The following is a 22,761-nucleotide window of genomic DNA, read 5'->3' on the forward strand; positions in this document are numbered from 1 at the left end:
CCTGATTAACTACTACGTTTGCAATCTTGGCTGTCGGCGGTGCTCGAAATACTCATTTATTGGCATATAAACTCCGCTTTCTGTGCGCCGGCGACAGCCAACCTTGCTGCACTCGTTACGTTAATCAGCGTCTCCCTCAAATATTGGATTAATGACGCGTCCGTGACATTAATCCAATAGATTTAAAATGTATGAATGCGCTCGAAAACTTAGCTTTCAAATAAGCACGTGATAGAGAAATATTAAAACCGTGAAAAAAATATTCTTACTTGCTGTGGTCGCTGTATTGGCGGTAATCGTGGTGCGAGCGCTGCAGTTTGCGCCGCCCGAGACTATGGCTAGCGCGAAGGCAGCGCCATCTACGCCAGCGGCAAGCACGTGGAATGCGGATGAACTTGCAGAGGGTTTGGCGTCGGCTGTGCGTTTTCCTACGGTTTCCAATGCGGATTTCAGTCTGGTAAATCGGCAGGCCTTCGCGGATTTCCAACAGTTTTTGGCGCAGCGTTTTCCTCTCGTTTTTAGTCAGCTCAAACCTCAACGTATTAAAGACGATACTTTGTTGCTGACCTGGGAAGGTAGCGATGCTTCCGCCCAGCCTATAATTTTGCTTTCTCATCAGGATGTGGTGCCGGTTATTCCCGGTACGGAAGCGGAGTGGACTTACCCGCCCTTTGCTGGCGTGGTGGCAGATGGCTATATCTGGGGTCGTGGCACGGCAGATGATAAGGCCGGCGTGATGGGGATTCTGGAAGCGGCGGAACGGGCGCTGCAAGAGGGGTATATGCCACCCCGTAAAATTTATTTTGCCTTCGGCCACGATGAAGAGGTGGGTGGTGCTGGCGCTATTGCCGTAGCCGAACTTCTGGAAGCGCGCGGCGAGCGCTTGGCGTTTCTATTGGATGAAGGCGGAATTATCGCCAAGGATATGATTCCCGGTTTAAATGCCCGCGTTGCCCTTATTGGGCCGGGTGAAAAGGGCTATGTCAGTCTCGAGCTTAGCGCCCGTGGAGACGGTGGGCATTCCTCGATGCCGCCACGACATTCAGCGGCGGGGGTGATTGCCCGAGCGGTTAAGCGCTTGGAAGATCATCCCTTTCCTGCGGACCTGGGCCTGACCGTGGAGTTTTTCCAGTTTTTGGGTAATGAGCTGTCTTTCTTTCAGAAAGTCCTGCTGGCGAATGAATGGTTATTCGGGCCTTTGATTGAAAAAATCATGTCACAGATTCCGGCCCTCAATGCGGGCATGCGTACCACTACGGCAGTGACCATGTTACAGGGCAGTGTGAAAGATAATGTGCTGCCGATTACGGCTTCGGCGGTGGTGAACTTTCGGATTCTGCCGGGTGAAACCATTGCGACCGTGATCGATCAAGTGAAAGCGATTATTGATGATGAGCAAGTTTCGGTAGCGGAATACGGTTTTGGCAGCAATCCCTCTCAGCTTTCATCCACCGATAGTGTGGGTTTTAAGGTACTCGCAGATGTGATTCAAGATGTTGATCCGGCGGTGATCGTCACTCCGCGATTGGTGGTAGCGGCGACCGATGCCCGGCATTTTGATAAGGTTTCCGATGCGAGCTTTCGCTTTATGGGAGTGGAATTAGGCCCCCGTGAATTGAAAGGGATTCACGGCACCGATGAGCGCGTCTCGGTTGCCAGTTATGCGCAAGCGGTGGATATTTACTATCGACTGATTTTACGTGCCGGGGAGCTTTGATTTTTTCGGCAATGCTTTGAGAAATACTTTATCCCTCTGAAAGCCCCGCCAGCCGGGGCTTTTTCGTTCATAGCTTTTGCCTATTCAGTGCATAGAAACGTTCGATGCCCCCTTTTGGCCAGCACAGCTATACTCCCCCATGCATAAGCCAACCATAAAACCAGGAGGAGACGGCAATGCTTAAGAAACTACCTTTGGTAGCTGCAATCACAATTGCATTAGCACCCATGACGGGAATGGCTAGTAGCGAGACTATGTCAAATCGCGATTGGTGGCCGGAAAAGCTCAATCTCCAGCCCCTGCGTCAAATGTCGCCAGAGTCCAACCCGATGGGAGCAGACTACAACTATGCCGAGGCTTTCAAACAGCTCGATATGGCTGCACTGACTGCCGATCTGAAAGCCCTGATGACTGACTCACAAGATTGGTGGCCGGCTGACTTTGGTCACTATGGCCCGTTCTTTATCCGTATGGCTTGGCACAGCGCCGGTACTTACCGAACGATGGATGGCCGTGGTGGTGCCGATGGTGGACAACAGCGTTTTGAGCCACTGAATAGCTGGCCCGATAACGTAAGCTTGGACAAAGCTCGCCGCCTGTTGTGGCCGATTAAACAGAAATACGGCAGCAGCATTTCTTGGGCTGATTTGATTATTCTGGCGGGTACTGTTGCGCTGGAAGATATGGGTTTTGAAACCTACGGTTTTGCCGGTGGTCGTGAAGATGACTGGGAAGCAGACCATGTGTACTGGGGGCCTGAGCGCCAGTGGTTGGCGTCTAAGCGCTTCCACGGCAATCGTCAATTGGAGCGTCCGCTGGCTGCAGTGCAAATGGGTTTGATCTATGTAAATCCAGAAGGACCTAACGGTAATCCAGACCCACTGGCGGCTGCGAAAGATATTCGTGAGACCTTTGGTCGCATGGCGATGAACGATGAAGAAACCGTCGCGTTGATCGCCGGAGGCCACACCTTTGGTAAAGCGCACGGCGCGCACAAGCCCGAAGAATGTCTGGGTAATGACCCCGCCAGTGCACCAACTGAGCAGCAAGGTTTTGGTTGGTCCAATAAATGTGGCAAGGGTAATGCTGAAGACACCATCACCTCTGGTTTGGAAGGTGCATGGTCAGCAAGCCCCACTCAGTGGACCACTCAATACCTATCTAACCTGTATGCCTTTGACTGGGTGAAAAGCCGCAGCCCGGCTGGTGCAATCCAGTGGGTGCCCAAGGATACCAAGGCAGCTAGCTTTGTTCCCGACGCTCACGTGAAAGGCAAAATGAACACGCCAATCATGTTCACCACCGATTTGGCGCTGCGTTACGATCCTAGCTATGGCGAAATTACCAAGCGTTTCCTTGAGAACCCCGAGGAATACCAGAAAGCTTTCGCACGCGCTTGGTTTAAGCTGACGCACCGCGATATGGGCCCACGCGCACGCTACCTCGGTGCAGATGTACCTGCAGACCTGCTGGTATGGCAAGACCCCGTTCCTGCGGTGGAATACAAAACCATCAGCGCTCGCGATGCCAAAAAACTCAAGGCGAAAATTCTTGAGTCAGGTCTGACTGTGCCGCAACTGGTGCGTACGGCTTGGGCTTCTGCAGCCAGCTTCCGCGACAGCGATATGCGCGGTGGTGCCAATGGTGGTCGCCTGCGTCTTGCGCCGCAAAAAGATTGGGCGGTGAACAATCCTGCCGAAGTGCAAATGGTGCTGGCGAAGCTGGAATCCATTAAGCAAGACTTCGATGGTCGCAAGCAAGTCTCCATCGCTGACCTGATTGTATTGGGTGGCGCTGCGGCGATTGAACAAGCGGCTAAAGATGCAGGTTACGAGGTGGAAGTGCCCTTTACTCCGGGTCGTGCGGACGCTACGCAAGAGCAAACCGATGTTGCTTCATTCGCTGTGTTGGAGCCCAAAGCTGATGGTTTCCGTAACTACTACGGTGCCAACGCCAGATTGTCTCCTGCCGAAGAGCTGGTTGATCGCGCCGATCTGTTGGGTCTGACTGTGCCAGAAATGACGGCACTGGTGGGCGGCCTGCGTGTGCTGGATGCTAACACCGGTGGCAATAAAGCCGGTGTGTTCACGGCGCAACCAGGCAAACTGAGCAATGATTTCTTTGTGAATCTGCTCGACATGTCTACCGCGTGGAACAAGTCCAGCAAAGCTCAGGGCATGTACGAAGGCCGCGACCGCAGCACTGGCGAAGTGAAGTGGACCGCAACCCCCGTTGACCTGATCTTCGGTTCTAACTCAGAGCTGCGCGCGGTGGCTGAAGTGTATGCCGCCAACGATGGCAAAGAGAAGTTTGTGAATGACTTTGTTGCTGCATGGACAAAAGTTATGAACAACGGTCGCTTTGATATCTAATCGACTGGCAGTAATGAAGTAATGCAGTAAACGAAAACGGCCTGAGTAATCAGGCCGTTTTTTATTCCCCTTTTTACGGCCTAGCAAAGACGATTTGATTTTGATTGTTGTTCGTAGCGCCTAGCCCGTCATTTTAAGAATTCGTTTCTACGGCAGGGAAATCCCCTAAACATACTTCTTTTGTACAGCTTTTACAGCTTAAGGTGTATTGCGTCTTTAGCTTTGAAACCTTGGTATCTTTTGCGGCGCAAGATGGACATGGGATTTTCATTGAAGTGTTGGTGCCGCAGGGACACTTAATGTAGTAACCAAATTTTCCGTAGGCGCCCATAAGCCCTTCGACGCCGCCACAGCTTTTGCACTTTAAGAGAATCTCACAATTTTCCTCGGAAACTTTATGTTGCTCCTTATTATCAGGTTCCTCTGATAGTTCTGCGTTTGAGTCATCTTGATGACACATTGGCGCTAAGAACTCTGTAATCGCGCTCATTTCTTTTTCGGAAAACCAAGGGCTGCTGTCTACTTTGTAAAACGCGTATTTACCGGGAATGGATTTAATGCTGTCTGCGAGAAATTCCGTCTTAATGACTCGATCATTGATGTGAGTGGGCGCAGATTCTCGATCAAACATCGCAGAACTCGATATAGCAATTAAAATGTCGTATTGCCGACCTCTGAAGCCTTTTTGCATTCCCAATAAACGCCCAAGAAGATTTGGCGCATGATCTTGTAATACCGACTTCAATATTTCTATTTGCTGCTCAGCTTGTTTGATTGGTGAGCCAATGCCGTACCAAGTGCCTTTATAGCTTCGTGACCATTCTTCTTCGCGATTCACTTTCACTTCACCATGAATACTTTTGGATTCTATGATGATGAAACCGTATTTATGAAGGACAAGGTGGTCGATCTGGGCAGAAAACCCGTCATGGGTAAGTTTCAGATTGTCGAATATTTTAAATGTATCAGAAGGTAGGCGCCGGCTTAGCTGGTAACTAATGTTTTTTTCGTGCTGTTCGCCGGCTGCTTTACGTGTAGTGTCCATTTTTTTGTTCAGTCCATTGTATTGTGTTGAATCCATTCAAAGCGGTAAAGCTTTGATTCCCGCAATGCTTATTTCAAGTAATCCAGCAGTAGCTGATTTACTTTTTCCGGCGCATCGATTTGCATCCAGTGGCCGGTGTCTGCAATCAATTCAAATCTAAAATCATTGCTAACAAATTCAGCCGAGTTGCGCATTTGCGCCTCGGTGAGATAGGCGTCGCCAGTGCTATAAATTCCCATTACAGCTACCGGCATCGGCGGCCAGTTTTTTCCCATCAAGCGGCGGATATTGGCGCGGTAATAATTAATACCGGCAGTGAGGCGACCGGGTCGGCCGAGGCGTTCGGTCATTTCGTCCATTGAGCCTCGGTGTTTAACCAAACCGCGCAACATGGCCCAGTTAAAGGCTTTGATAGACCACTCCGGCAACGTGGGAAGTTGAAAGAAAATGGCATACCAGCCTTTCAGTTTTTGGCGGAAACCGCCCCGGTACATATAAGCGGCGGGGTGGCCAACAGACATGGCGACAAAACTTTCGAAGCGTTCCGGGTGGGTCATAACCAATTGCCAGCTAATAATCGCTCCCCAGTCATGGCCCACCAGTTTGACTTTTTCGATGCCGAGTTCATCCAGCAGCGCGCGCATATCCTCAATCAAGTATTCCAACTGATAATCGGATTTGTGGGGCAATAACTGAGAGTCACCAATGCCGCGAGTATCTGGCGCAATGACTTGATAGCCGGCTTCGACCAGTGCGGGAATTTGATATTTCCATATTTCTTTGCTGTCTGGAAAACCGTGAATTAAAAGCACTGGGGCGCCTTCGCCCTCAATAATGACGTTGAGTTGAACGCCGTTTACGGTAATGTCGCGGGTGTTAAAGCTCACGCTTTTTCCTCAATTTTTATATTGAAACGCATATACAAAATACTCATCAGCGGGCTGATAAGATTGAAAAAACAGTAGGGCAGATAGCTCAGTGTGGCGATATTCAGCACGACCGCATGATAGGCGCCGCAGGTATTCCACGGAACCAGCACGGAGGTGACGGTGCCGCAGTCTTCCAAGGTTCGGCTTAGATTGCGAGGGCTGAGATTATGTTGATCGTAGAGATCTTTATACATGCGCCCGCCGATTAACAGGGTGAGGTATTGCTCGGCAGTGGTCAGGTTTAATACGCCGCAACTACCGGCGGTGGTGGCGACTAATGAGGTGCGGCTGCGGGCCAAGTTTTTCAGTGCATCGGTAATCCGCCCCAATAAACCGCTGGCTTCCATCAGCCCACCGAAAACCACGGCGCTGAGAATCAACCAGATGGTATTAAGCATGCCCGCCATACCGCCCCGGCTCAGTAGGTCGGTGCTGGCAGCATGGCCGGTTTGGATTTCGGTGGAACTTACAATGCTTTGTATCAGGCCTTTGTAGAGTCCTTTCCAGTCGGTGCTGCCGCCAATTTGATAGATCAGCTCAGTTTGGAATAGGGCCGCACACAAGGCGCCAAGTAAGGTCGCGATCAGCATTACCGGCAGTGCGGGCAGGCGCAGCATGATCAGCGTGACGATAAGAGCGGGGACTAACAGCAGCCAGCCAGAAAGGAAAATACTGTTTTGCAGTGCGGTCAGCATCTGGGCAGATTGGCTGATTTCCGAGGCATTGCTGTGCTGCCAGCCAAGAAACAGAAATATCAGCAGGGCGATGGCGAAAGAGGGTAGCGTGGTGAATGCCATATAGCGTACATGGCTGAACAGGTCGACATTGCACACCCCGGCGGCGAGGTTGGTGGTATCGGAAAGCGGTGAAAGTTTGTCGCCAAAATAGCCGCCGGAAATAACGGCGCCTGCGGTAATCGCAGGGTCGAGTCCCAAACCTTCGCCGGTGGCCATCATGGCGACACCGATGGTGGCGGCGGTGGTCCACGAACTGCCCACGGCGCTGGAGATGATGGCACAGACGACGGCAGTGGCTGCGTAAAACCAAGCGGGATCGGCCAGTTGCAGGCCGTAATAGATGAGCGTTGGCACAATGCCGCTCACTGTCCACGCACTGGAAAGTGCGCCGATCAGCAAGAGCATCAGCACCGGGGTAATGGCGACATGCACGACGCTTAGCATGCCTTCTTGTAATTGGTGCCAGCTCACGCCGCGAGTTAGGCCGATGGTTGCGGCGGCGGCACCGGCTAAAATCAAGGCAAATTGGTTGGGGCCTTCTATGCCGGCGTCGCCAAAAATAGCGACATTGAGCGCCAGTAGTCCGACCAGTAAGGCCAGCGGCGTTAGTGCCAGCCAGAGTGAGGCGGGTGGTCGGGCAGATGGGGTCATAGGCGCTCTCTAGTTCTGACTCTGGTGAAGGATACGTGCTGACGAATCAGTTTTCGCTGGCGTCCATCAGCGTGCTAAGCATCTTGCGCAAATGGTCGTTTATTGGCTGGGGTTTTTCTGTCTCGCGGTCGACAAACACATGGGTGAAATTGCCGTAGGCGCTGGCCTTATCCTCACCTTTTTTAAAGATTGCCAAGCCGTATTGCACCGAGCTATTGCCAAGTTTATTGACGCGCAGAGCGCCTTCCAGCTCCTGCGGAAACACCAGTGCCTGTTTGTAGAAACATTCTGAATGCACGATATAGCCAATCTGATGGCCATTGTGGATATCGAGCCCACCTTCCTGAATAAGAAAGCTGTTGGCCACGGTGTCGAAATAGGAATAGTAATTCACGTTATTTACGTGGCCGTAAATATCGTTGTCCATCCAGCGGGTGGTGATGGGCATAAACCAAAAATACTGGCTGCGCTGAGTCAGGTCGCGCTCATCGCTGTGGGTCATACTCGGTACTCTTTAGATAGAGGGTAAATCAATAACAGGCCTGATAAATGGCCAGAGCATCCGGCTCTGAAATTGGTCGTGGATTATTGACCAGCAGGCGTTGTTGCAACATTGCATCCCGCGCCAGCATCGGTAAATCGGTTTCGGCAATATCCAGTTGCGATAGCCGTGCCGGCAATTCCAGTTTATTAATGAGGTCTTCAAAATATTCAATAAACTGCTCGCAGCGCTGCTTGCTGTCACCGGCTAAATCGCCACTAAACATCACTGTTTCTGCTAGTTCGGCATAGGCGCTATGTGCGTGGCTGGCGTTGTAGCGCAGCACCGCAGGCAACACCAGTGAATTACTCAGACCGTGGGGAATATGGTAGTGGCCACCCAGCGGGTAGGCCAGCGCATGAACCGCCGCAACCGGAGCATTAGCGAAGGCCTGACCGGCCAGACAAGCGCCGAGCAACATGGCCTGCCTAGCTTCAATATTGTCGCCGTGCTGGCAGACCGAGAGAATATTTTCGCCCAGTAATTTCAGCGCCTGTTTGGCGAGCATATCGGAAATCAGGTTTTTCTTGTGGATGCTGGTAAACGCTTCGATGGCGTGCACCATCGCGTCGATGCCAGTCATGGCGGTAATTCGTGGCGGCAAACCCAGGGTCAGCTCGGCATCCAGCAGGGCAATATCGGGATACAGATGGGGCGAAACCACGCCCATCTTCGTGGTGGCGCCAGTGGTGACAATGGCTACCGCCGTGACTTCTGAGCCGGTGCCGGCAGTGGTTGGCACCAAAATCAGTGGCAGACGCGGCCCCTTGGCCATATCAACGCCATACACTTCGCTGAGGGATTGTTCAGAGCCGGCCAGCAGGGCAACGATTTTTGCGGTGTCCATTGAGCTGCCGCCGCCAAAGCCGATAATGCCATCGGCGCCGACTTCTTTGGCAACTTTTAGGGCTTCTAACACGATGGCTTCCGGAGGGTCTGCCACTACATCGGCATAGCAATGAAAGGGCAATTCCGCATTGGTCAGCGAGGTGGCGATGATTTCCAGTAGGCCGAGCTTTTTAATACCGGGGTCGGTGATGACCAGCGGCCGGTAAATGCCTTGGGCGCGGCAGATATCGCCTAGGCGGTGGGCGCTGCCGGTTTCGTTGATAATGCTGCGGCAGGTATTAAAGCTAAAGTTTTTCATGGCCTTTGCACGCCTTTATGTTCGTTATTGTGCAGGAATCGTGTTGGCTTGGTCTTTAATCGCTAGAGGACAATCGGCTGATCAGCTCACGGCGATTGCCTTGAATATAAGCGAAGCCCGCTTTGCTGGGAAATTGTAACCAGACTTGCGCCAAATCCCTGAGCAAATCCATGCGCGGTAAATCTTTATACAGCCCAAAAAACGAGCCGCTCATAGCGGTAAGTGAACGAGATAAATGCAGGTATTCACCTTTCACGGAAATGCCTTTGCGACTGATATTGGCAATCAGTGTCATGGCCACTTCAAGGCGATTCATCAAACCGCTTTTGCCTTCGCGATACAGGGTATAAGGCGCGAATATATCCAGTGGTTTAACGCCGGATTTGGCAAAGGTTTGTCGAGCAATCTCTAGCAGATCAGCTTCGAGTAGACGAGTTTCTGCGGGCGCGGGTGACATCTCAATAATGCTGTCGGTCACGCGCTGGGCGTCGCCGCTGAGTACAGCGATTAGATAATTGACGGTGGGCCGCCAGATATCTTGGATGTCGACCGAATTGCCCCAGTCAATGAAGTACAGCTGACGTTTATTTTTGACTAATACATTGCCTTGATGCAGGTCGCCGTGAAACTCCTGATTAATCAGCAGGTGATGAATCATGGCGTGCAGATAGTTGCGAGCAGTGCGGCGGCGCAGTTGGCGCGACTGGCGTTTGCTCAAGCCGTCAAAAGCCTTGTTAAGGCTATTGGCGTTCTCGATTAATTCCATCTCAATAATGCGGCGCGTGCTCTGGTAGACCTCGGGGACATACCAGCCGCTGGAGTAGCGGGCGCGCTCGGCAAAGCGTTGTTGGCTTTTCGCTTCGGCTTCAAAGTCCAATTCTTCGCGGAAGCCTTCAACAAAAATATCGGTTTGGTCCAGCCATGAATGCAGGAAGGGCGTGAGCTTGGTGTGCGGCGCCCAATACTGGCTGGTCAAAATAAACAGCTTGATTACGGTTTTACCAATCAGGAATTCCCGCTCCAGATTGTGGCGGCCCACTTTGAGTAATACCGGTACCAGCGTTTTAACGCGCTCGGGTTGCTCGGTGTCAAACACCGGGCGATAAGCGGAATACACCGAGGCGATAGAGCCTGATTTCAGCGGTTTGCTGGCATCAAAGTCGTAGTACAGGCGTTCGGGTTTTTGGTTGAAGCACTCGATAAATGCCTGCTCAACTTCTTGAGCACTCATGGGCTCAACATCTTCTTGGAATACCGCCAAGGCTTCGGAAATTTCCTCGGGCAGAAAGTCAGTATTGGCGGCCGCGACCTGAGCAATTTTGATAAAGAAGGGGCCGAACTCGCGCACCATCATGGCCACCAAATCAGCTTGGGCCTTGTAGTCGTCTTCAGGAATATTGAAGAAGGTGCGAATGTGACGCAGGGCCTTAATCTGACGGCGGAAAATTAACAGGTCGCCGCGAATGGTGTACACCCCGCCCAGTACCTGACGCGTTTTTTCGTCATTGTGCTGGCGCATTTCTTTGAGCTGATTCAGGGTGCTGACAATCAGCGGTTCATAGGTGTTGTAAATGATATGGGCGATATCCAATCCGATTTCGCCCAGACCATTCAATTCAGGTTCGCTGGCCAGTTCGTTAAAGAAGTTCCAGAACTCGTCGGTTACTTCTGTGGGAACAATATTGGCGGTTACTGCCGAGAAGCGCTTCATGCCGAGATTGATCAGGTTCTCGGTGCTCTGCTCATTGGGCAGTAAATTCCAGCTGCGCATGCCGTTGGTAATGTCGCGCAATTGCCCCACCAGCGGGTGCTCACTCAGGGTATTGAACAATCGGTCGGCGGCCACCCGCATTTCCGCTTCGCTAATGGCTTGGTCGCGGTTGACCAGCTCAGCAAGGGGAGTAATGGCGCGATAAATATCGGTGGTGCCAAGGGTAAAAGCACGGGTGCTCTTGATGATATTGCGAGCGCGATTAGCAAAGCTGGACTCCCTGTCCTGGCTCGTCGATTCCTTGATATTGCTGTTGCTGGGCAAAACGGTATTTCCTGTGCTGCTGGTGGCTGATGGTTGATTCAACATTCAATACATCCCGGCCGGGTGGCGCGCGGTATCAAAATTAAAATCTTTATTTTTCAGTGGCTTGCTGGATTTTCGAGAGATCTGCGTTGGCCGCTAGAGGCTCTGGCTGTCAGCTTGCTGAGGACTGTGTTGGGCTAGGTTAAAACACATTTACGCTGGAAGCTATGGGAGATTTGGCAGTTTTGTGGATTGCTCCAACTATGCACATTTTTCGTGCTGATTGGGGCGGGGTTGGAGTGGTAAATGCCAATTTGGTGCGCGCGGCGCCGACCTAGTCTTCGATATTGTACTTCTTTAATTTGTAGCGAAATTGGCGGAAGGTCAGCCCGAGACTTTTGGCTGATTCGGTCTTGTTCCAGCGATTTAGCTCCAGTGCTTCCTGAATAATTTGCTGCTCCAGCTCGCCCAAATAGCCCTCAATATCACCGCACACGGCGGGTAGCAGCGACTGTCCCGCAGACGGGGCTCGGCTGGAGCTTTGTTCTAGGGCGGGGGCGTCTGGCAGTGAGAGGTCGGCTTCGCGAATCACATTCTGTTCACAGAGGGTCGCTGCGCGCTCAATGATGTTTTCCAGTTCGCGGACATTGCCGGGAAAGGGGTAATGCTGCAGGGCCAAACTTGCCTGTTCGTCGATGCCGGGTGTGGGGATATTCCACTCTTTAGCTATTTTCCCGAGGATAAATTCGGCCAGCAGCGGAATGTCTGAAGCCCGCTCGCGCAGGGCGGGGACTTTTACTTCAATCACATTGATTCGGTAGAACAGGTCGTTGCGGAAATGCCCTTTGGCAACGGCCTCACTGAGATCGCGGTGAGTGGCGCTCAGCAGCCGTACGTCGACCGGAATTTCTTTGTTGGAACCGATGCGGCGAATCGCTTTTTCCTGAATGGCCCGCAGCAGTTTGACCTGCATGGCGAGCGGTAGATCGGCAACTTCGTCGAGGAATAAGGTACCGCCATTGGCGGCTTCAAAAAGCCCTTCTTTGTGATCAATCGCCCCGGTAAAACTGCCTTTTACATGGCCGAAGAATTCACTTTCAACCAGTTCGCTGGGAATGGCGCCACAGTTTACTGGCACAAAGGGCGCATCTGCCCGAGGGCCATTGGCGTGAATCAGGCGTGCCACCACTTCCTTACCGCTGCCGCTTTCGCCGCTGATATACACCGGTGCCTGACTGCGGGCCAGCTTTTGAATCTGGGCGCGCAGGTTTTTGATCGAGGAAGATTCGCCGAGCAAACGTGTGTTCTGGCTGCTATCAACCCGGCCGGGAGCGGTGTCGAGCCGCAGTGCGGAGCGCACGACATTGCGCAGTTGCTCTACGGAAAGCGGCTTGTTGATAAAGTCGAAAGCGCCGGATTTCAACGCCTCAATAGCGAGTTCAGTACTGCCATAAGCGGTGATAACCGCAACGGCCGTTGCCGGATGGTTTTGTTGAATACTTTTTACAATATCAATTCCGCTGCCATCGGGCAGGCGGACATCGGTCAGGCAGAGATGAACCGGCTCACTGCTGTTTAGATGTGTCATGGCAGTGGCGACGGAGTCCGCTTTCAGTACGTCGAGTCCCATGCGCAGAATAGTCACTTCCAGGAGCTCGAGAATATCGGGTTCGTCGTCGACAATCAGAATGGTTTTATTGGTCATCTTTTATAACGTTCTGCTTCAGTTGCTAAAATATTCTCGATCCGGATGTGCAAAGATCAGTCTAAAGCAACTTTCTCCTTCTGGCCCGCGACGGTAGCTGATTTGAATCTGATTCGCCAGACATAGCTCGCGGCTTAAATACAAGCCCAGTCCGTTGCCTTGGGCTTGGGTGGTGTAAAAGGGCTCGAAAATTTTATCTTCATCTTCCGGCGCTATACCGGGGCCATTATCCATAATGTCTAGAATGGTAGCGTCTGAAATGGCTTGTCTGGAGATATAAAAGCCAATCTGCGCGGTTTGGCCGTCGCTGTTGCCATGGCGAATACCGTTCTCGGTAATGTTTGATAACACTTGATGCAACTGGCTGGGGTCGATATTAACGGGGTGCTCGTGGTCTTTATCCCAATTCAGGCTGAACTCTACATCGCTATTGTGGTGGGCGAGCCAGTCGTTGATAAAGTCTTGCAGCCAGACTTGTAGTGAGAGGGCTTCAGGCTCAGGCGGGCGACCGCGTGACAACTCAAGAATATTTTTGATGATGTCATTCATGCGATCGACATGATTTTGAATAATCGCGATAAAGCGTCGATCCAGCTGTCCAAGATCTTCGTTTTCATCAAGCAGCTGCGCGGCATGGCTAATGGCGGCAAGTGGGTTGCGAATTTCGTGGGCGATACTGGCGGTGAAACGGCCCAGCGAGGCGAGTTTAAGGTTTTGCGCCCGCTGGCTGATTTTGCTGAGGTTTTCCAAATAGAGCAGGTAATCCTCCTCGCCGTCCTGCTGGGTCAATCGCGTCCAATTGACGTGGAGTTCGCCCTGAGTGTTTTTGATACTAAGTATGTGCGAGCGGCGCTGGCCTTTGTTGATGAGTTCGGTCAGTTCTTTGGGCGCGCGCAGTGTGGCAGGGTTCGCTTTAGCCGGCAGATTTAAAAGCTCAGCCGCAGCATCGTTATACAGGCGCAAGGTGCCAGAGCGGTTCATGACCAGAATGCCGGTCTGCATACGCTGCACAATTTGCTGGTTGATTTGCGAGAGTTTGCGTACCGCGCTGGCTTGCAGGTCAGCCTGAATCTGGGCCTTGTTGATGCGGTGATTTAGGTAGCGAATCACCACCGTGGTGGTGAAGTAGGCGATCCCCAGTGAGCCAGCTAAAACAAAATTCTGTGGATTGGTTTGGTTGTAGAGCACATTGGTCAGCGTTTCGCTGATCACACTAATACTGGCGAGGGCGGCAATAGTCAGCGCCAGTCGAGCCGAGAGGGTCACGCTAGCGGCGCTAACGGTCACAATCAACAGCATGGGCAAGCCGGAGTCGTCCCGGCTAGAGCAATAACTCATCAGCATCAGGCAGCCGACATCAATAAACAGCTCGATAAAGGTTTGGTTTTCACTTTTCTCGCCGCGCTGAATCAGGTGACGCACCAGCATAATAAAAGCAAAAGCCAGATAGGCGCTGTTTACCAGTGAGTAAACTTCCGGGAGCTGGGCGCCGAGCAGGGCGAGGTCGCGGGCCAGCATAAACGCCATAATCAGCGAAAAAGCCAAAAACAGCCGGAAGATTGCGTAAATACGCAGCACCGTGCTGTGTGGTGTAAGAGGGGCTTTGTTATTCATTATGCTGGCTTCGTGCATTCGGCTGATTTGTTTTCTAAGTCTACTGGAAATGGCTGGTCATGCTAAAATAGCCAGCTTTTGCAGGCACCGGAAGTAGATCAATGCAATCCCTGAAAATCGTTATGGCCCAGCTTAACCCAACGGTGGGCGATATTGAGGGTAATACCGACAAAGTTCTCACCGCACTCGTGGAATGTGTAGCCGAACATCAGCCTCATATTGTGCTGTTTCCCGAATTGGTAATCACCGGTTATCCGCCTGAGGATTTACTGCTGCGCAGCAGCTTGGCGCATCGAGTTGAGCGCGCACTGAAGCGTGTTAGCGCCGCCGTAGGCGATTGTCATGTGGTGCTGGGCTATCCGCGCTTGCTTGATGGCGAGCTGTTCAATGCCGCTGGGGTGTTTTATCGCGGCCAGTTGCTCAAGGAATACCATAAGCAGTGCCTACCCAATTACCGGGTATTTGACGAAAAACGCTATTTCACGCCGGGCCACGAAAGTCTGGTGATGGATATTTGCGGCGTGCCTACCGCGATTAGTATTTGTGAAGATGTGTGGGAGCAAGGCCCAACCGCCGATGCCCGCAAGCAAGGTGCGCAGTTGATGCTGAACCTCAGCGCCTCGCCTTTCCATGCCGGTAAGCAAGTAGAGCGCGAGGCCTTGCTCGCGCAGCGCGCCTGGCAGGGCGGAATGCCAATTGTGTATTGCAATCTGGTGGGTGGGCAGGATGAATTGGTATTCGATGGCGCCTCAATGGTGGTCTCCGCCGCCGGTGAATTGGTGTCGCGCAGTCCCGCCTATCAGGAAGCCAGCCAGTGCGTAACCGCAAACTGGGACGGTAAAACCCTCAGCTTTGATGAAGGGGAAATCGAAGATTTGCCCTCCGTACTAGAAGATATTTACCGCACCCTAGTGCTGGGCGTTCGCGATTACGTGAACAAAAACGGCTTTAAAAGCGTGGTACTCGGCCTGTCTGGTGGTATCGATTCAGCACTGACCCTCGCGATTGCCGTCGATGCTCTCGGCGCCGACCGCGTAGAAGCGGTCATGATGCCGTTCCGCTATACCTCGTCCATGAGCTTAGAGGATGCCGAAGCTCAAGCAGCCATGCTGGGTGTGCGCTATCAAGTCATTTCCATCGAGCCCATTTACGAGAGCTTTATGGCCAGCCTTGCCGATGAATTTGCCGGGCTGTCGGCGGATAAAACTGAGGAAAACCTGCAAGCCCGCTGTCGCGGTGTACTGCTAATGGCAATCTCCAATAAAAAAGGCGCGCTAGTACTGACCACCGGTAATAAGAGCGAAGTGGCCGTTGGTTACTCCACGCTTTACGGTGATATGGCCGGTGGTTTCGATGTGCTCAAAGACGTTGCCAAAACCCGTGTGTTTGAATTGTCGCGCTACCGCAATACCGTTAGCCCAGCCATTCCCCAGCGCGTTATTGATCGCCCGCCCTCAGCCGAATTGGCGCCGGGCCAAAAAGACGAAGATTCGCTGCCGCCTTACAGCGTTTTGGATCAAGTGCTCGAGCGCTATATCGAACGCGATGAAAGCGCCGAAACTATTATCGCCGCCGGCTTCGACCGCGATATGGTTTACCGGGTTTTGCGCCTGGTAGATTTGAATGAATACAAGCGTCGGCAGGCCGCGATTGGAACCCGGATTACTGAGCGGGGGTTTGGGCGGGATCGGCGGTATCCGATTACGCAGCGTTGGCCTATTGGCGACTGACAAAAATTGATCTAAGGCCTTTATGCGGCGTTCTCGCCGCTCTCAAATGCTCATTTACTTTGTGTAAACTGCGCTTTTCGAGCAGCTCGGGCCTTGCCTAAAGGCCTGATCTCTAATTTTTGTATTCTGGCAAGATCTAGCCGACCTTCCATCGCTGGTGACGTAAATAAAGCGATTTTTCAATTCATTCAGTTTCGGTCGCTCAAAGCGCTGCAGCCAATGGCGGCAGTATTCACACAGCAGTCATAGGTAAAAGATCAGATAGTAATATAGCAGCCAGAGAAGTATGATAATATCATACTTAAATCAAGCATTGAGCGATCTCGCAATGAGCATGCATCGGAAAACAATCACACTGACTGAGCAGCAGGATAACTGGGTGAAAGGCCAGATTGATAGTGGGCATTTCGGCAATGACAGTGAATACATCCGTCACCTTATCCGGCAAGATCAGCAAGCGCAGGAGCAACTTTTTGAGCTTAGGCAAGCGCTCAAAAAAGGGGAAGCCAGTGGCAAATCGCGACCTCTTAATATGACCTCAATTAAAGCTGCCGGCCGTAAGCGTATCAAGGCTGCTGATTAGTGCTTCACCTAGAGGTTACTCCAGAGGCGGAGTCCGATTTCGTTGATATTTGGCTCTATACCTGTAACGAATGGGGTGTTGATCAAGCGGACAAGTATTTGGATCAACTAGAGCGTGGCATCAATCAGTTGATCGACTATCCTGAATTGGGTATTGATTATAGTCATGTTCTCCCCGGCTATCGCCAACTCCACCAAGAGCACCACTTGGTATTTTACCGATTAGAAAATTCTTATGTTCTTATTGTTCGGGTGCTACATGAGGACATGGACGCTCCCCGCCGCTTGATGGAATAGATATTTCAATGAGCATCTGTTCTTCTGCCGCAAAGCGGGCATTAGCTGTAATCTAGCCCTCCGTTGATTTCACTAGCTATTGGCTTATGGCCCAAAACAAAACACCCGGCGCATGGCCGGGTGTCTGTGAGTGCTAAGTCGCCGCTCTTAGTCTTTGCGGCTATCAAATTCCGGGGCTTCACCCAGCAAATTGCCAGAGCCGATAAAGCGACCTTTTTTGTCCAGCGCGGAGTGGTCGGGGTAGTTTTGGCGCAGCACGCTCAGGGATTGCTCGGCCAGATCGTCCATGCCCAGTAGCTTATAGGCTTGCACCATAACTGCCAGTGCATCGGGTACGGCTTCGGTTTGTGGCAGGTTTTCAATAACGTAGCGGCCACGGTTGGCAGCGGCTAGATAGGCTTTGCGCTTGAAGTAATAGTTGGCCACATTGATTTCATAGCGAGCCAGACGGTTGCGCAGGTTAACCATGCGGGCACGGGCATCGGGCGCGTAGGTGCTGTTGGGGAACCGCTGCAGCAGTTGGCGGAAGTCTTCGAAAGACTGAATTGCCGAGCCGGGATCGCGGGTGGTCATATCGGTGGGGAAGAAGCGCTCTAGCAGGCCTTCGCCCTCGGTGTAGTTGGACAGGCCGCGCATATAGTAGGCGTAGTCCACTTTGTTGTGCTGCGGGTGCAGGCGAATAAAGCGGTCTGCTGCGGCAACCGCGGCATCGTTATCGCCACTGCGGTAGTAGGCGTAGATAATTTCCAGCTGGGCCTGTTCGGCGTATGGGCCGAAGGGGTAGCGGCTTTCCAGCAATTGCAGGTTTTGAATTGCCAGTGAATAATTCTTGCTGTTCAGGTAGTCTTGCGCGGTTTCGTAGATCTGGCGCTCAGTCATTTGCTCGTCCATGGGCTTCTGGCCAGCACAGGCGACCAGTAGCAGCGACAGCAGTAGAGCGATAAGTTTGCTAGGCAATGTCATTTATTGTTCCCTGAAAAGCGTTAATCCCGCGCGAATTGGGCCAGAATGGGCGCCCCGCGAGGGCCTGCTATTTAACCACAGCACTTGGCCCCGATAAACACAAGTGCGTTAATAGATGACCGACATTTGCGGTCAACACGTCCGACATCGGCATGGCGTCTCGCCCTGCATGAGTAAAAGTGAGTTCATGAGCCAACATATTGAGCAACAAGTTGAAGTAACTCTGGAATTGGACGGCAGCCGGTTTGACCAAGCTGCCAGCCAAATGTTTCCAGATTTTTCCCGTTCCCGGCTTCAAACCTGGATTAAATCCGGTGAATTAACCGTGGCTGGGGAGCAACGCCGCCCCAAAGATTCGGTGGCCGTGGGTGAACTCATGGTATTGCAGGCCGAATTGCAGCCAGAAGGCCGGTTTGAGGCGCAGGATGTCGAGCTGGATGTCATTTATGAAGATGACGATATTCTTGTCATCAATAAGCCGGTGGGGCTGGTGGTGCATCCCGGTGCGGGAAATCCGGTAGGCACGGTATTGAACGGTTTGATTAGCCGTTATCCCGGTATTGATGCGGTGCCGCGCGCCGGCATTGTGCACCGCTTAGATAAAGACACCAGTGGCCTGATGGTCGTTGCCAAAACCCTGCAGGCCCACGCTCAATTGGTTGCCCAATTGCAGGCGCGAGAAGTGCATCGTGAGTATGACGCAGTGGTGATGGGCACTATGACCGGCGGCGGTACGGTGGATCAGCCCATTGGTCGTCACGCGCAACATCGCACCAAGATGGCGGTGCTGCAGCACGGCGGTAAAGAGGCGATTACCCATTATCGGGTGCAAAAGCGCTTTACCAATCACTGCCATGTGCGTTGTTTTCTGGAAACTGGACGCACCCATCAGATTCGTGTGCACATGGCCTATATCAAACACCCTTTGGTGGGCGATACCGCCTATGCTGGGCGGCCGCGCTTGCCGAAAGGCGCCAGCGAATTATTGGTAAATACCCTGCGTGAATTTCCGCGCCAAGCCCTGCACGCGCGCAAATTGGAGCTGGAGCATCCCCGCACTGGCGACACCATGAGCTGGGAAATTCCGCTGCCAGAGGATATGCAGTATTTGCTGCAAGTGCTGGCCGAGGAAGAGCGCCGAGCACTGGATGATTAACGGCGTGATAAAACCCGACTGGCCAGCGCCGGCCAATGTGGTGGCTATGTCGACCACCCGATTGGGTTTGCCCGAATTTGAGGGCGCAAGCCAAGCGCCTTATGCGTATTTCAATCTGGGGGATCACGTCGGTGATTCGCCGGTGGCCGTGGCAGAAAATCGCCAAGCCCTGCTGCAGCATTGCGATAATTTGCAATCCCTTGGCTGGTTGAATCAGGTACACGGTACGGTTGTGCATCCTCTTAATGAGGCCATATCGCTGCCCCTAGATGCCGATGCATCGATTAGCTCTACGCCGGGAATGGCCAGTGTGGTGATGACGGCAGATTGCCTGCCGGTGTTATTTTGTGATCAGGCTGGGCGGCAAGTGGCGGCGGCACATGCCGGCTGGCGCGGTCTTTGTGATGGGGTGTTGCTGGAAACGGTTAAGGCGTTTGCAGCGTCACCGGATCACATCATGGCGTGGATGGGGCCGGCGATTTCCTCTGCTCATTTTGAGGTTGGGCCAGACGTGCTGGCACAGTTTCTTGATCATTTCGAAGGTGTTTCCAAAGCGCAAATACAGGCCGCCTTTTCGCCCTCGCCAAGTCGTGAAGCTCATTATTACGCTGACTTATACGCTTTGGCTCGCGCGCAGTTAAGTACCTTGGGTTTGGCGTGGATTGGTGGCGGTGAATATTGTACTTTCGCTGATTCAGGCCAATTTTATTCCTACCGCCGCGATGGTGTCTGTGGCCGGCAGGCCAGCCTGATTTACCTGCGCGCCTAATCCCCCCGCGATCTTTTCTGTCCTCATTATTGGCTCTTAAGACTAAACTTCAGCGCTTTGATTAGTATCAAAGCAAACTCCGTATTTTCCGCTACATTCATATCATATGGCTTGAAACCCGCGCACTCGCCCCCATTTTTTAGTCAGTGAATGAAGCGGGGTGTGTAACGAGTGCCCCGGAAAGGAGAACTGATTATGCGTATAGACCGTTTTACAACTGCTTTGCAAAACGCCCTGTCTGAGGCGCAATCCTTGGCGGTGGGTAAAGATCACCAATTTATAGAATCCTGCCATATGTTGGCGGCGTTGTTGAATCAGCAAGGTGGCTCGATCAAGCCGCTGCTGGCAAAAGCGGGTGCCAATATGCCGGTGCTGCAACAAGCCTTAAATACCGCGCTAGAACGTCTGCCAACGGTACAAGGTGCTGCTGGCGATGTGCATGTCTCGCAGGGTTTGGCACGGGTATTAAATGTGGCTGACAAGCTCGGCCAGCAAAAAGGCGATGCCTATATTTCCAGTGAGCTGGTGGTGCTGGGCATGATGGATGCCGCCAGTGATATTGGCAAAATTTTTACCGAAGCGGGGCTGAATAAGTCCCAGCTAGAGCAGGCGATTGAGGCTGTTCGTGGAGGACAAAACGTGAATGACGCTAACGCGGAAGAAAATCGGCAAGCGCTGCAAAAATACACGGTCGATCTGACCGAGCGCGCTGAATCCGGCAAGTTAGATCCGGTGATAGGTCGCGATGATGAAATCCGCCGCACCATTCAGGTATTGCAGCGCCGCACCAAAAATAATCCGGTGCTGATCGGCGAGCCCGGCGTGGGTAAAACTGCGATTGTGGAAGGCTTGGCCCAGCGCATTATCAATGGCGAAGTGCCCGAGGGTTTGAAAGACAAGCGGGTTTTGTCTCTTGATCTTGGCGCCTTGCTTGCCGGCGCGAAATTCCGTGGTGATTTTGAAGAACGCCTGAAATCGGTTTTGAATGAGCTGGCCAAAGAGGAAGGGCGGGTCATTCTGTTTATTGATGAACTGCACACCATGGTGGGTGCAGGTAAGGCCGACGGCGCGATGGATGCGGGCAATATGCTCAAGCCTGCGCTGGCGCGGGGCGAGCTGCACTGTGTGGGCGCTACCACCTTGGATGAGTATCGCCAATACATTGAGAAAGACGCCGCCCTTGAGCGCCGCTTTCAAAAAGTACTGGTGGATGAGCCCTCGGAAGAAGACACCATTGCCATTCTGCGCGGCTTGAAAGAGCGCTATGAAATTCACCACAGCGTGGATATTACTGATTCGGCGATTATCGCGGCGACTAAATTGTCGCAGCGCTATATCACCGATCGCCAATTGCCGGACAAGGCCATCGACCTGATTGACGAGGCTGCCAGCCGTATTCGTATGGAAATTGACTCCAAACCGGAGGTGATGGATAAACTGGAGCGCCGTTTGATTCAGTTGAAAATTCAACGCGAGGCGGTGAAAAAAGACGAGGATGAATCGGCTCGCAAACAGTTGGAAAAATTGAATGCGGATATTGATAAGGCCGAGAAAGAATTTGCCGATCTGGACGAAATCTGGCGCGCAGAAAAAGCGGCGCTGCAGGGTTCTGCGCAGATTAAAAGTGATCTTGAACAAGCCAAATTAGACTTGGATGTGGCGCGCCGCGCCAATGATTTGAGTCGTATGTCTGAGCTGCAGTACGGCGTAATTCCAGATTTGGAGAAAAAACTGGCCTCGGCGGATGCCGCCGAGCAGGGCGAGATGCAATTGCTGCGCAATAAAGTCTCCGAGGAAGAAGTGGCCGAAGTCGTGTCGCGCTGGACCGGGATTCCGATCAGCAAAATGCTGGAAGGCGAACGCGATAAATTGCTGCGAATGGAAGAGGAATTGCACAAGCGCGTTGTGGGGCAGAGCGAGGCGGTAGATGCGGTTTCCAATGCGGTGCGGCGCAGCCGTGCCGGACTGAGCGACCCCAATCGCCCCAATGGTTCCTTCCTGTTTCTTGGCCCAACCGGGGTGGGTAAGACCGAGCTGTGTAAGGCGCTGGCGAATTTCCTGTACGACAGTGAAGACGCCATGGTGCGCATTGATATGTCGGAGTTTATGGAGAAGCATTCCGTCGCCCGTTTGATTGGTGCGCCTCCGGGCTATGTCGGTTATGAAGAGGGCGGTTATCTCACCGAGGCGGTGCGCCGCCGCCCTTATTCCCTGCTGCTGTTGGATGAAGTGGAGAAGGCGCATCCCGATGTGTTTAATATCCTGCTGCAAGTGCTTGATGATGGCCGTCTGACCGATGGCCAAGGTCGCACCGTGGACTTCCGTAATACGGTTATTGTGATGACCTCGAACCTCGGTTCCGATGTGATTCAGGAAATGACCCGTGCGGGCAGCGAGTATCCGGTGATTCGCGATGCGGTTCTGGATGTGGTGTCGGGTCACTTCCGCCCCGAGTTTATTAACCGAATCGATGAACTGGTGGTGTTTGAACCACTGGCGAAAGAGCAGGTGCGGGCCATTGCCAATATTCAGTTGGACATTCTCGGACGCCGTTTGCGCGAGCGCGAGTTGCAACTAGAGGTCAGCGATGCGGCGATGGACATGCTGGCAGAAGTGGGATTTGATCCGGTGTTTGGCGCGCGACCACTGAAGCGGGCTATTCAGCAGCAGTTTGAAAACCCGCTGGCGCAAAAGCTGTTGCGTGGTGAGTTTTCGGCTGGGCAACGGATCGTGGCCGATGTAGACGCTGAGCAACTCACGTTTACGGCCGCCACACCGGAATAGTGTAA

Annotated in this window: 17 protein-coding genes; 8 read left to right on the top strand and 9 right to left on the bottom strand. The window is 52.7% G+C overall.

Annotated elements, in window-relative coordinates; all coding sequences use genetic code 11:
• The first annotated feature begins 250 nt into the window (after positions 1 to 250).
• Together IB286_RS10745 and katG are read left to right on the top strand one after the other, a co-directional pair.
• On the top strand, positions 251 to 1,717 hold the full coding sequence (locus IB286_RS10745) for a M20 family peptidase (RefSeq protein ID WP_190765359.1): 1,467 nt from the start codon (positions 251 to 253) through the stop codon (positions 1,715 to 1,717).
• A gap of 176 nt (positions 1,718 to 1,893) precedes the next feature.
• Complete coding sequence (gene katG, locus IB286_RS10750; protein WP_190765361.1) at positions 1,894 to 4,089, top strand: catalase/peroxidase HPI; 2,196 nt, start codon at positions 1,894 to 1,896, stop codon at positions 4,087 to 4,089.
• A gap of 133 nt (positions 4,090 to 4,222) precedes the next feature.
• Here the strand turns inward: katG and IB286_RS10755 are convergent, their stop codons facing one another.
• From IB286_RS10755 to IB286_RS10790, 8 genes are all read right to left on the bottom strand, one after another.
• The gene (locus IB286_RS10755; RefSeq protein ID WP_190765363.1) at positions 4,223 to 5,134 is read right to left on the bottom strand and encodes a nuclease-related domain-containing protein; all 912 of its coding nucleotides are present in this window, start codon (positions 5,132 to 5,134) and stop codon (positions 4,223 to 4,225) included.
• 68 nt (positions 5,135 to 5,202) lie between these two features.
• Positions 5,203 to 6,021 (bottom strand): alpha/beta fold hydrolase, encoded by an 819-nt coding sequence (locus IB286_RS10760; protein WP_190765365.1) that lies wholly within the window; start codon positions 6,019 to 6,021, stop codon positions 5,203 to 5,205.
• On the bottom strand, positions 6,018 to 7,451 hold the full coding sequence (gene nhaC, locus IB286_RS10765; RefSeq protein WP_190765367.1) for a Na+/H+ antiporter NhaC: 1,434 nt from the start codon (positions 7,449 to 7,451) through the stop codon (positions 6,018 to 6,020). The genes IB286_RS10760 and nhaC overlap by 4 nt, the downstream gene beginning before the upstream one ends.
• A gap of 46 nt (positions 7,452 to 7,497) precedes the next feature.
• Positions 7,498 to 7,953, bottom strand: coding sequence for an acyl-CoA thioesterase (locus IB286_RS10770; protein ID WP_190765369.1), 456 nt, complete (start codon positions 7,951 to 7,953; stop codon positions 7,498 to 7,500).
• Positions 7,954 to 7,981: 28 nt separating this feature from the next.
• Complete coding sequence (locus tag IB286_RS10775; protein ID WP_190765371.1) at positions 7,982 to 9,139, bottom strand: iron-containing alcohol dehydrogenase; 1,158 nt, start codon at positions 9,137 to 9,139, stop codon at positions 7,982 to 7,984.
• Positions 9,140 to 9,194: 55 nt separating this feature from the next.
• Positions 9,195 to 11,219: an AarF/UbiB family protein gene (locus IB286_RS10780; RefSeq protein WP_190765374.1), complete on the bottom strand. Its 2,025-nt coding sequence runs from the start codon at positions 11,217 to 11,219 to the stop codon at positions 9,195 to 9,197.
• A gap of 271 nt (positions 11,220 to 11,490) precedes the next feature.
• Positions 11,491 to 12,861: a sigma-54-dependent transcriptional regulator gene (locus IB286_RS10785; protein ID WP_190765375.1), complete on the bottom strand. Its 1,371-nt coding sequence runs from the start codon at positions 12,859 to 12,861 to the stop codon at positions 11,491 to 11,493.
• A gap of 18 nt (positions 12,862 to 12,879) precedes the next feature.
• Positions 12,880 to 14,475, bottom strand: coding sequence for a two-component system sensor histidine kinase NtrB (locus IB286_RS10790; RefSeq protein WP_190765377.1), 1,596 nt, complete (start codon positions 14,473 to 14,475; stop codon positions 12,880 to 12,882).
• A gap of 101 nt (positions 14,476 to 14,576) precedes the next feature.
• Between IB286_RS10790 and IB286_RS10795 the strand changes: the two genes are divergently transcribed.
• From IB286_RS10795 to IB286_RS10805, 3 genes are all read left to right on the top strand, one after another.
• Positions 14,577 to 16,205 (top strand): NAD+ synthase, encoded by a 1,629-nt coding sequence (locus IB286_RS10795; protein ID WP_190765379.1) that lies wholly within the window; start codon positions 14,577 to 14,579, stop codon positions 16,203 to 16,205.
• 328 nt (positions 16,206 to 16,533) lie between these two features.
• Positions 16,534 to 16,788: a type II toxin-antitoxin system ParD family antitoxin gene (locus IB286_RS10800; protein ID WP_190765381.1), complete on the top strand. Its 255-nt coding sequence runs from the start codon at positions 16,534 to 16,536 to the stop codon at positions 16,786 to 16,788.
• The gene (locus IB286_RS10805; protein ID WP_190765383.1) at positions 16,788 to 17,084 is read left to right on the top strand and encodes a type II toxin-antitoxin system RelE/ParE family toxin; all 297 of its coding nucleotides are present in this window, start codon (positions 16,788 to 16,790) and stop codon (positions 17,082 to 17,084) included. Before IB286_RS10800 ends, IB286_RS10805 begins: the two co-directional genes overlap by 1 nt.
• Before the next feature lie 147 nt (positions 17,085 to 17,231).
• Here IB286_RS10805 and IB286_RS10810 read toward each other — a convergent pair whose 3' ends face one another.
• Positions 17,232 to 18,047, bottom strand: coding sequence for an outer membrane protein assembly factor BamD (locus tag IB286_RS10810; RefSeq protein ID WP_190765385.1), 816 nt, complete (start codon positions 18,045 to 18,047; stop codon positions 17,232 to 17,234).
• A gap of 187 nt (positions 18,048 to 18,234) precedes the next feature.
• Here IB286_RS10810 and rluD point away from each other — a divergent pair, with 187 nt between their 5' ends.
• From rluD to clpB, 3 genes are all read left to right on the top strand, one after another.
• The gene (rluD, locus tag IB286_RS10815) at positions 18,235 to 19,203 is read left to right on the top strand and encodes a 23S rRNA pseudouridine(1911/1915/1917) synthase RluD (RefSeq protein WP_190765387.1); all 969 of its coding nucleotides are present in this window, start codon (positions 18,235 to 18,237) and stop codon (positions 19,201 to 19,203) included.
• Positions 19,204 to 19,207: 4 nt separating this feature from the next.
• Complete coding sequence (gene pgeF, locus IB286_RS10820; RefSeq protein ID WP_317889743.1) at positions 19,208 to 19,972, top strand: peptidoglycan editing factor PgeF; 765 nt, start codon at positions 19,208 to 19,210, stop codon at positions 19,970 to 19,972.
• A 195-nt stretch (positions 19,973 to 20,167) separates the two neighbouring features.
• Positions 20,168 to 22,756: an ATP-dependent chaperone ClpB gene (gene clpB, locus IB286_RS10825; protein ID WP_190765391.1), complete on the top strand. Its 2,589-nt coding sequence runs from the start codon at positions 20,168 to 20,170 to the stop codon at positions 22,754 to 22,756.
• Positions 22,757 to 22,761: the final 5 nt, after the last annotated feature.

The sequence above is a fragment of the Spongiibacter pelagi genome (genome assembly GCF_014705705.1).
Classification (GTDB): Bacteria; Pseudomonadota; Gammaproteobacteria; order Pseudomonadales; family Spongiibacteraceae; genus Spongiibacter; species Spongiibacter pelagi.

Coding starts and splice junctions, on each gene's coding strand:
- IB286_RS10800 (WP_190765381.1), top strand. CDS start 16,534: ATGAGCATGCATCGGAAAACAATCACACTGACTGAGCAGCAGGATAAC.
- nhaC (WP_190765367.1), bottom strand. CDS start 7,451: ATGACCCCATCTGCCCGACCACCCGCCTCACTCTGGCTGGCACTAACG.
- rluD (WP_190765387.1), top strand. CDS start 18,235: ATGAGCCAACATATTGAGCAACAAGTTGAAGTAACTCTGGAATTGGAC.
- IB286_RS10790 (WP_190765377.1), bottom strand. CDS start 14,475: ATGAATAACAAAGCCCCTCTTACACCACACAGCACGGTGCTGCGTATT.
- IB286_RS10785 (WP_190765375.1), bottom strand. CDS start 12,861: ATGACCAATAAAACCATTCTGATTGTCGACGACGAACCCGATATTCTC.
- IB286_RS10780 (WP_190765374.1), bottom strand. CDS start 11,219: ATGTTGAATCAACCATCAGCCACCAGCAGCACAGGAAATACCGTTTTG.
- katG (WP_190765361.1), top strand. CDS start 1,894: ATGCTTAAGAAACTACCTTTGGTAGCTGCAATCACAATTGCATTAGCA.
- IB286_RS10810 (WP_190765385.1), bottom strand. CDS start 18,047: ATGACATTGCCTAGCAAACTTATCGCTCTACTGCTGTCGCTGCTACTG.
- IB286_RS10770 (WP_190765369.1), bottom strand. CDS start 7,953: ATGACCCACAGCGATGAGCGCGACCTGACTCAGCGCAGCCAGTATTTT.
- IB286_RS10775 (WP_190765371.1), bottom strand. CDS start 9,139: ATGAAAAACTTTAGCTTTAATACCTGCCGCAGCATTATCAACGAAACC.
- clpB (WP_190765391.1), top strand. CDS start 20,168: ATGCGTATAGACCGTTTTACAACTGCTTTGCAAAACGCCCTGTCTGAG.
- IB286_RS10795 (WP_190765379.1), top strand. CDS start 14,577: ATGCAATCCCTGAAAATCGTTATGGCCCAGCTTAACCCAACGGTGGGC.
- IB286_RS10755 (WP_190765363.1), bottom strand. CDS start 5,134: ATGGACACTACACGTAAAGCAGCCGGCGAACAGCACGAAAAAAACATT.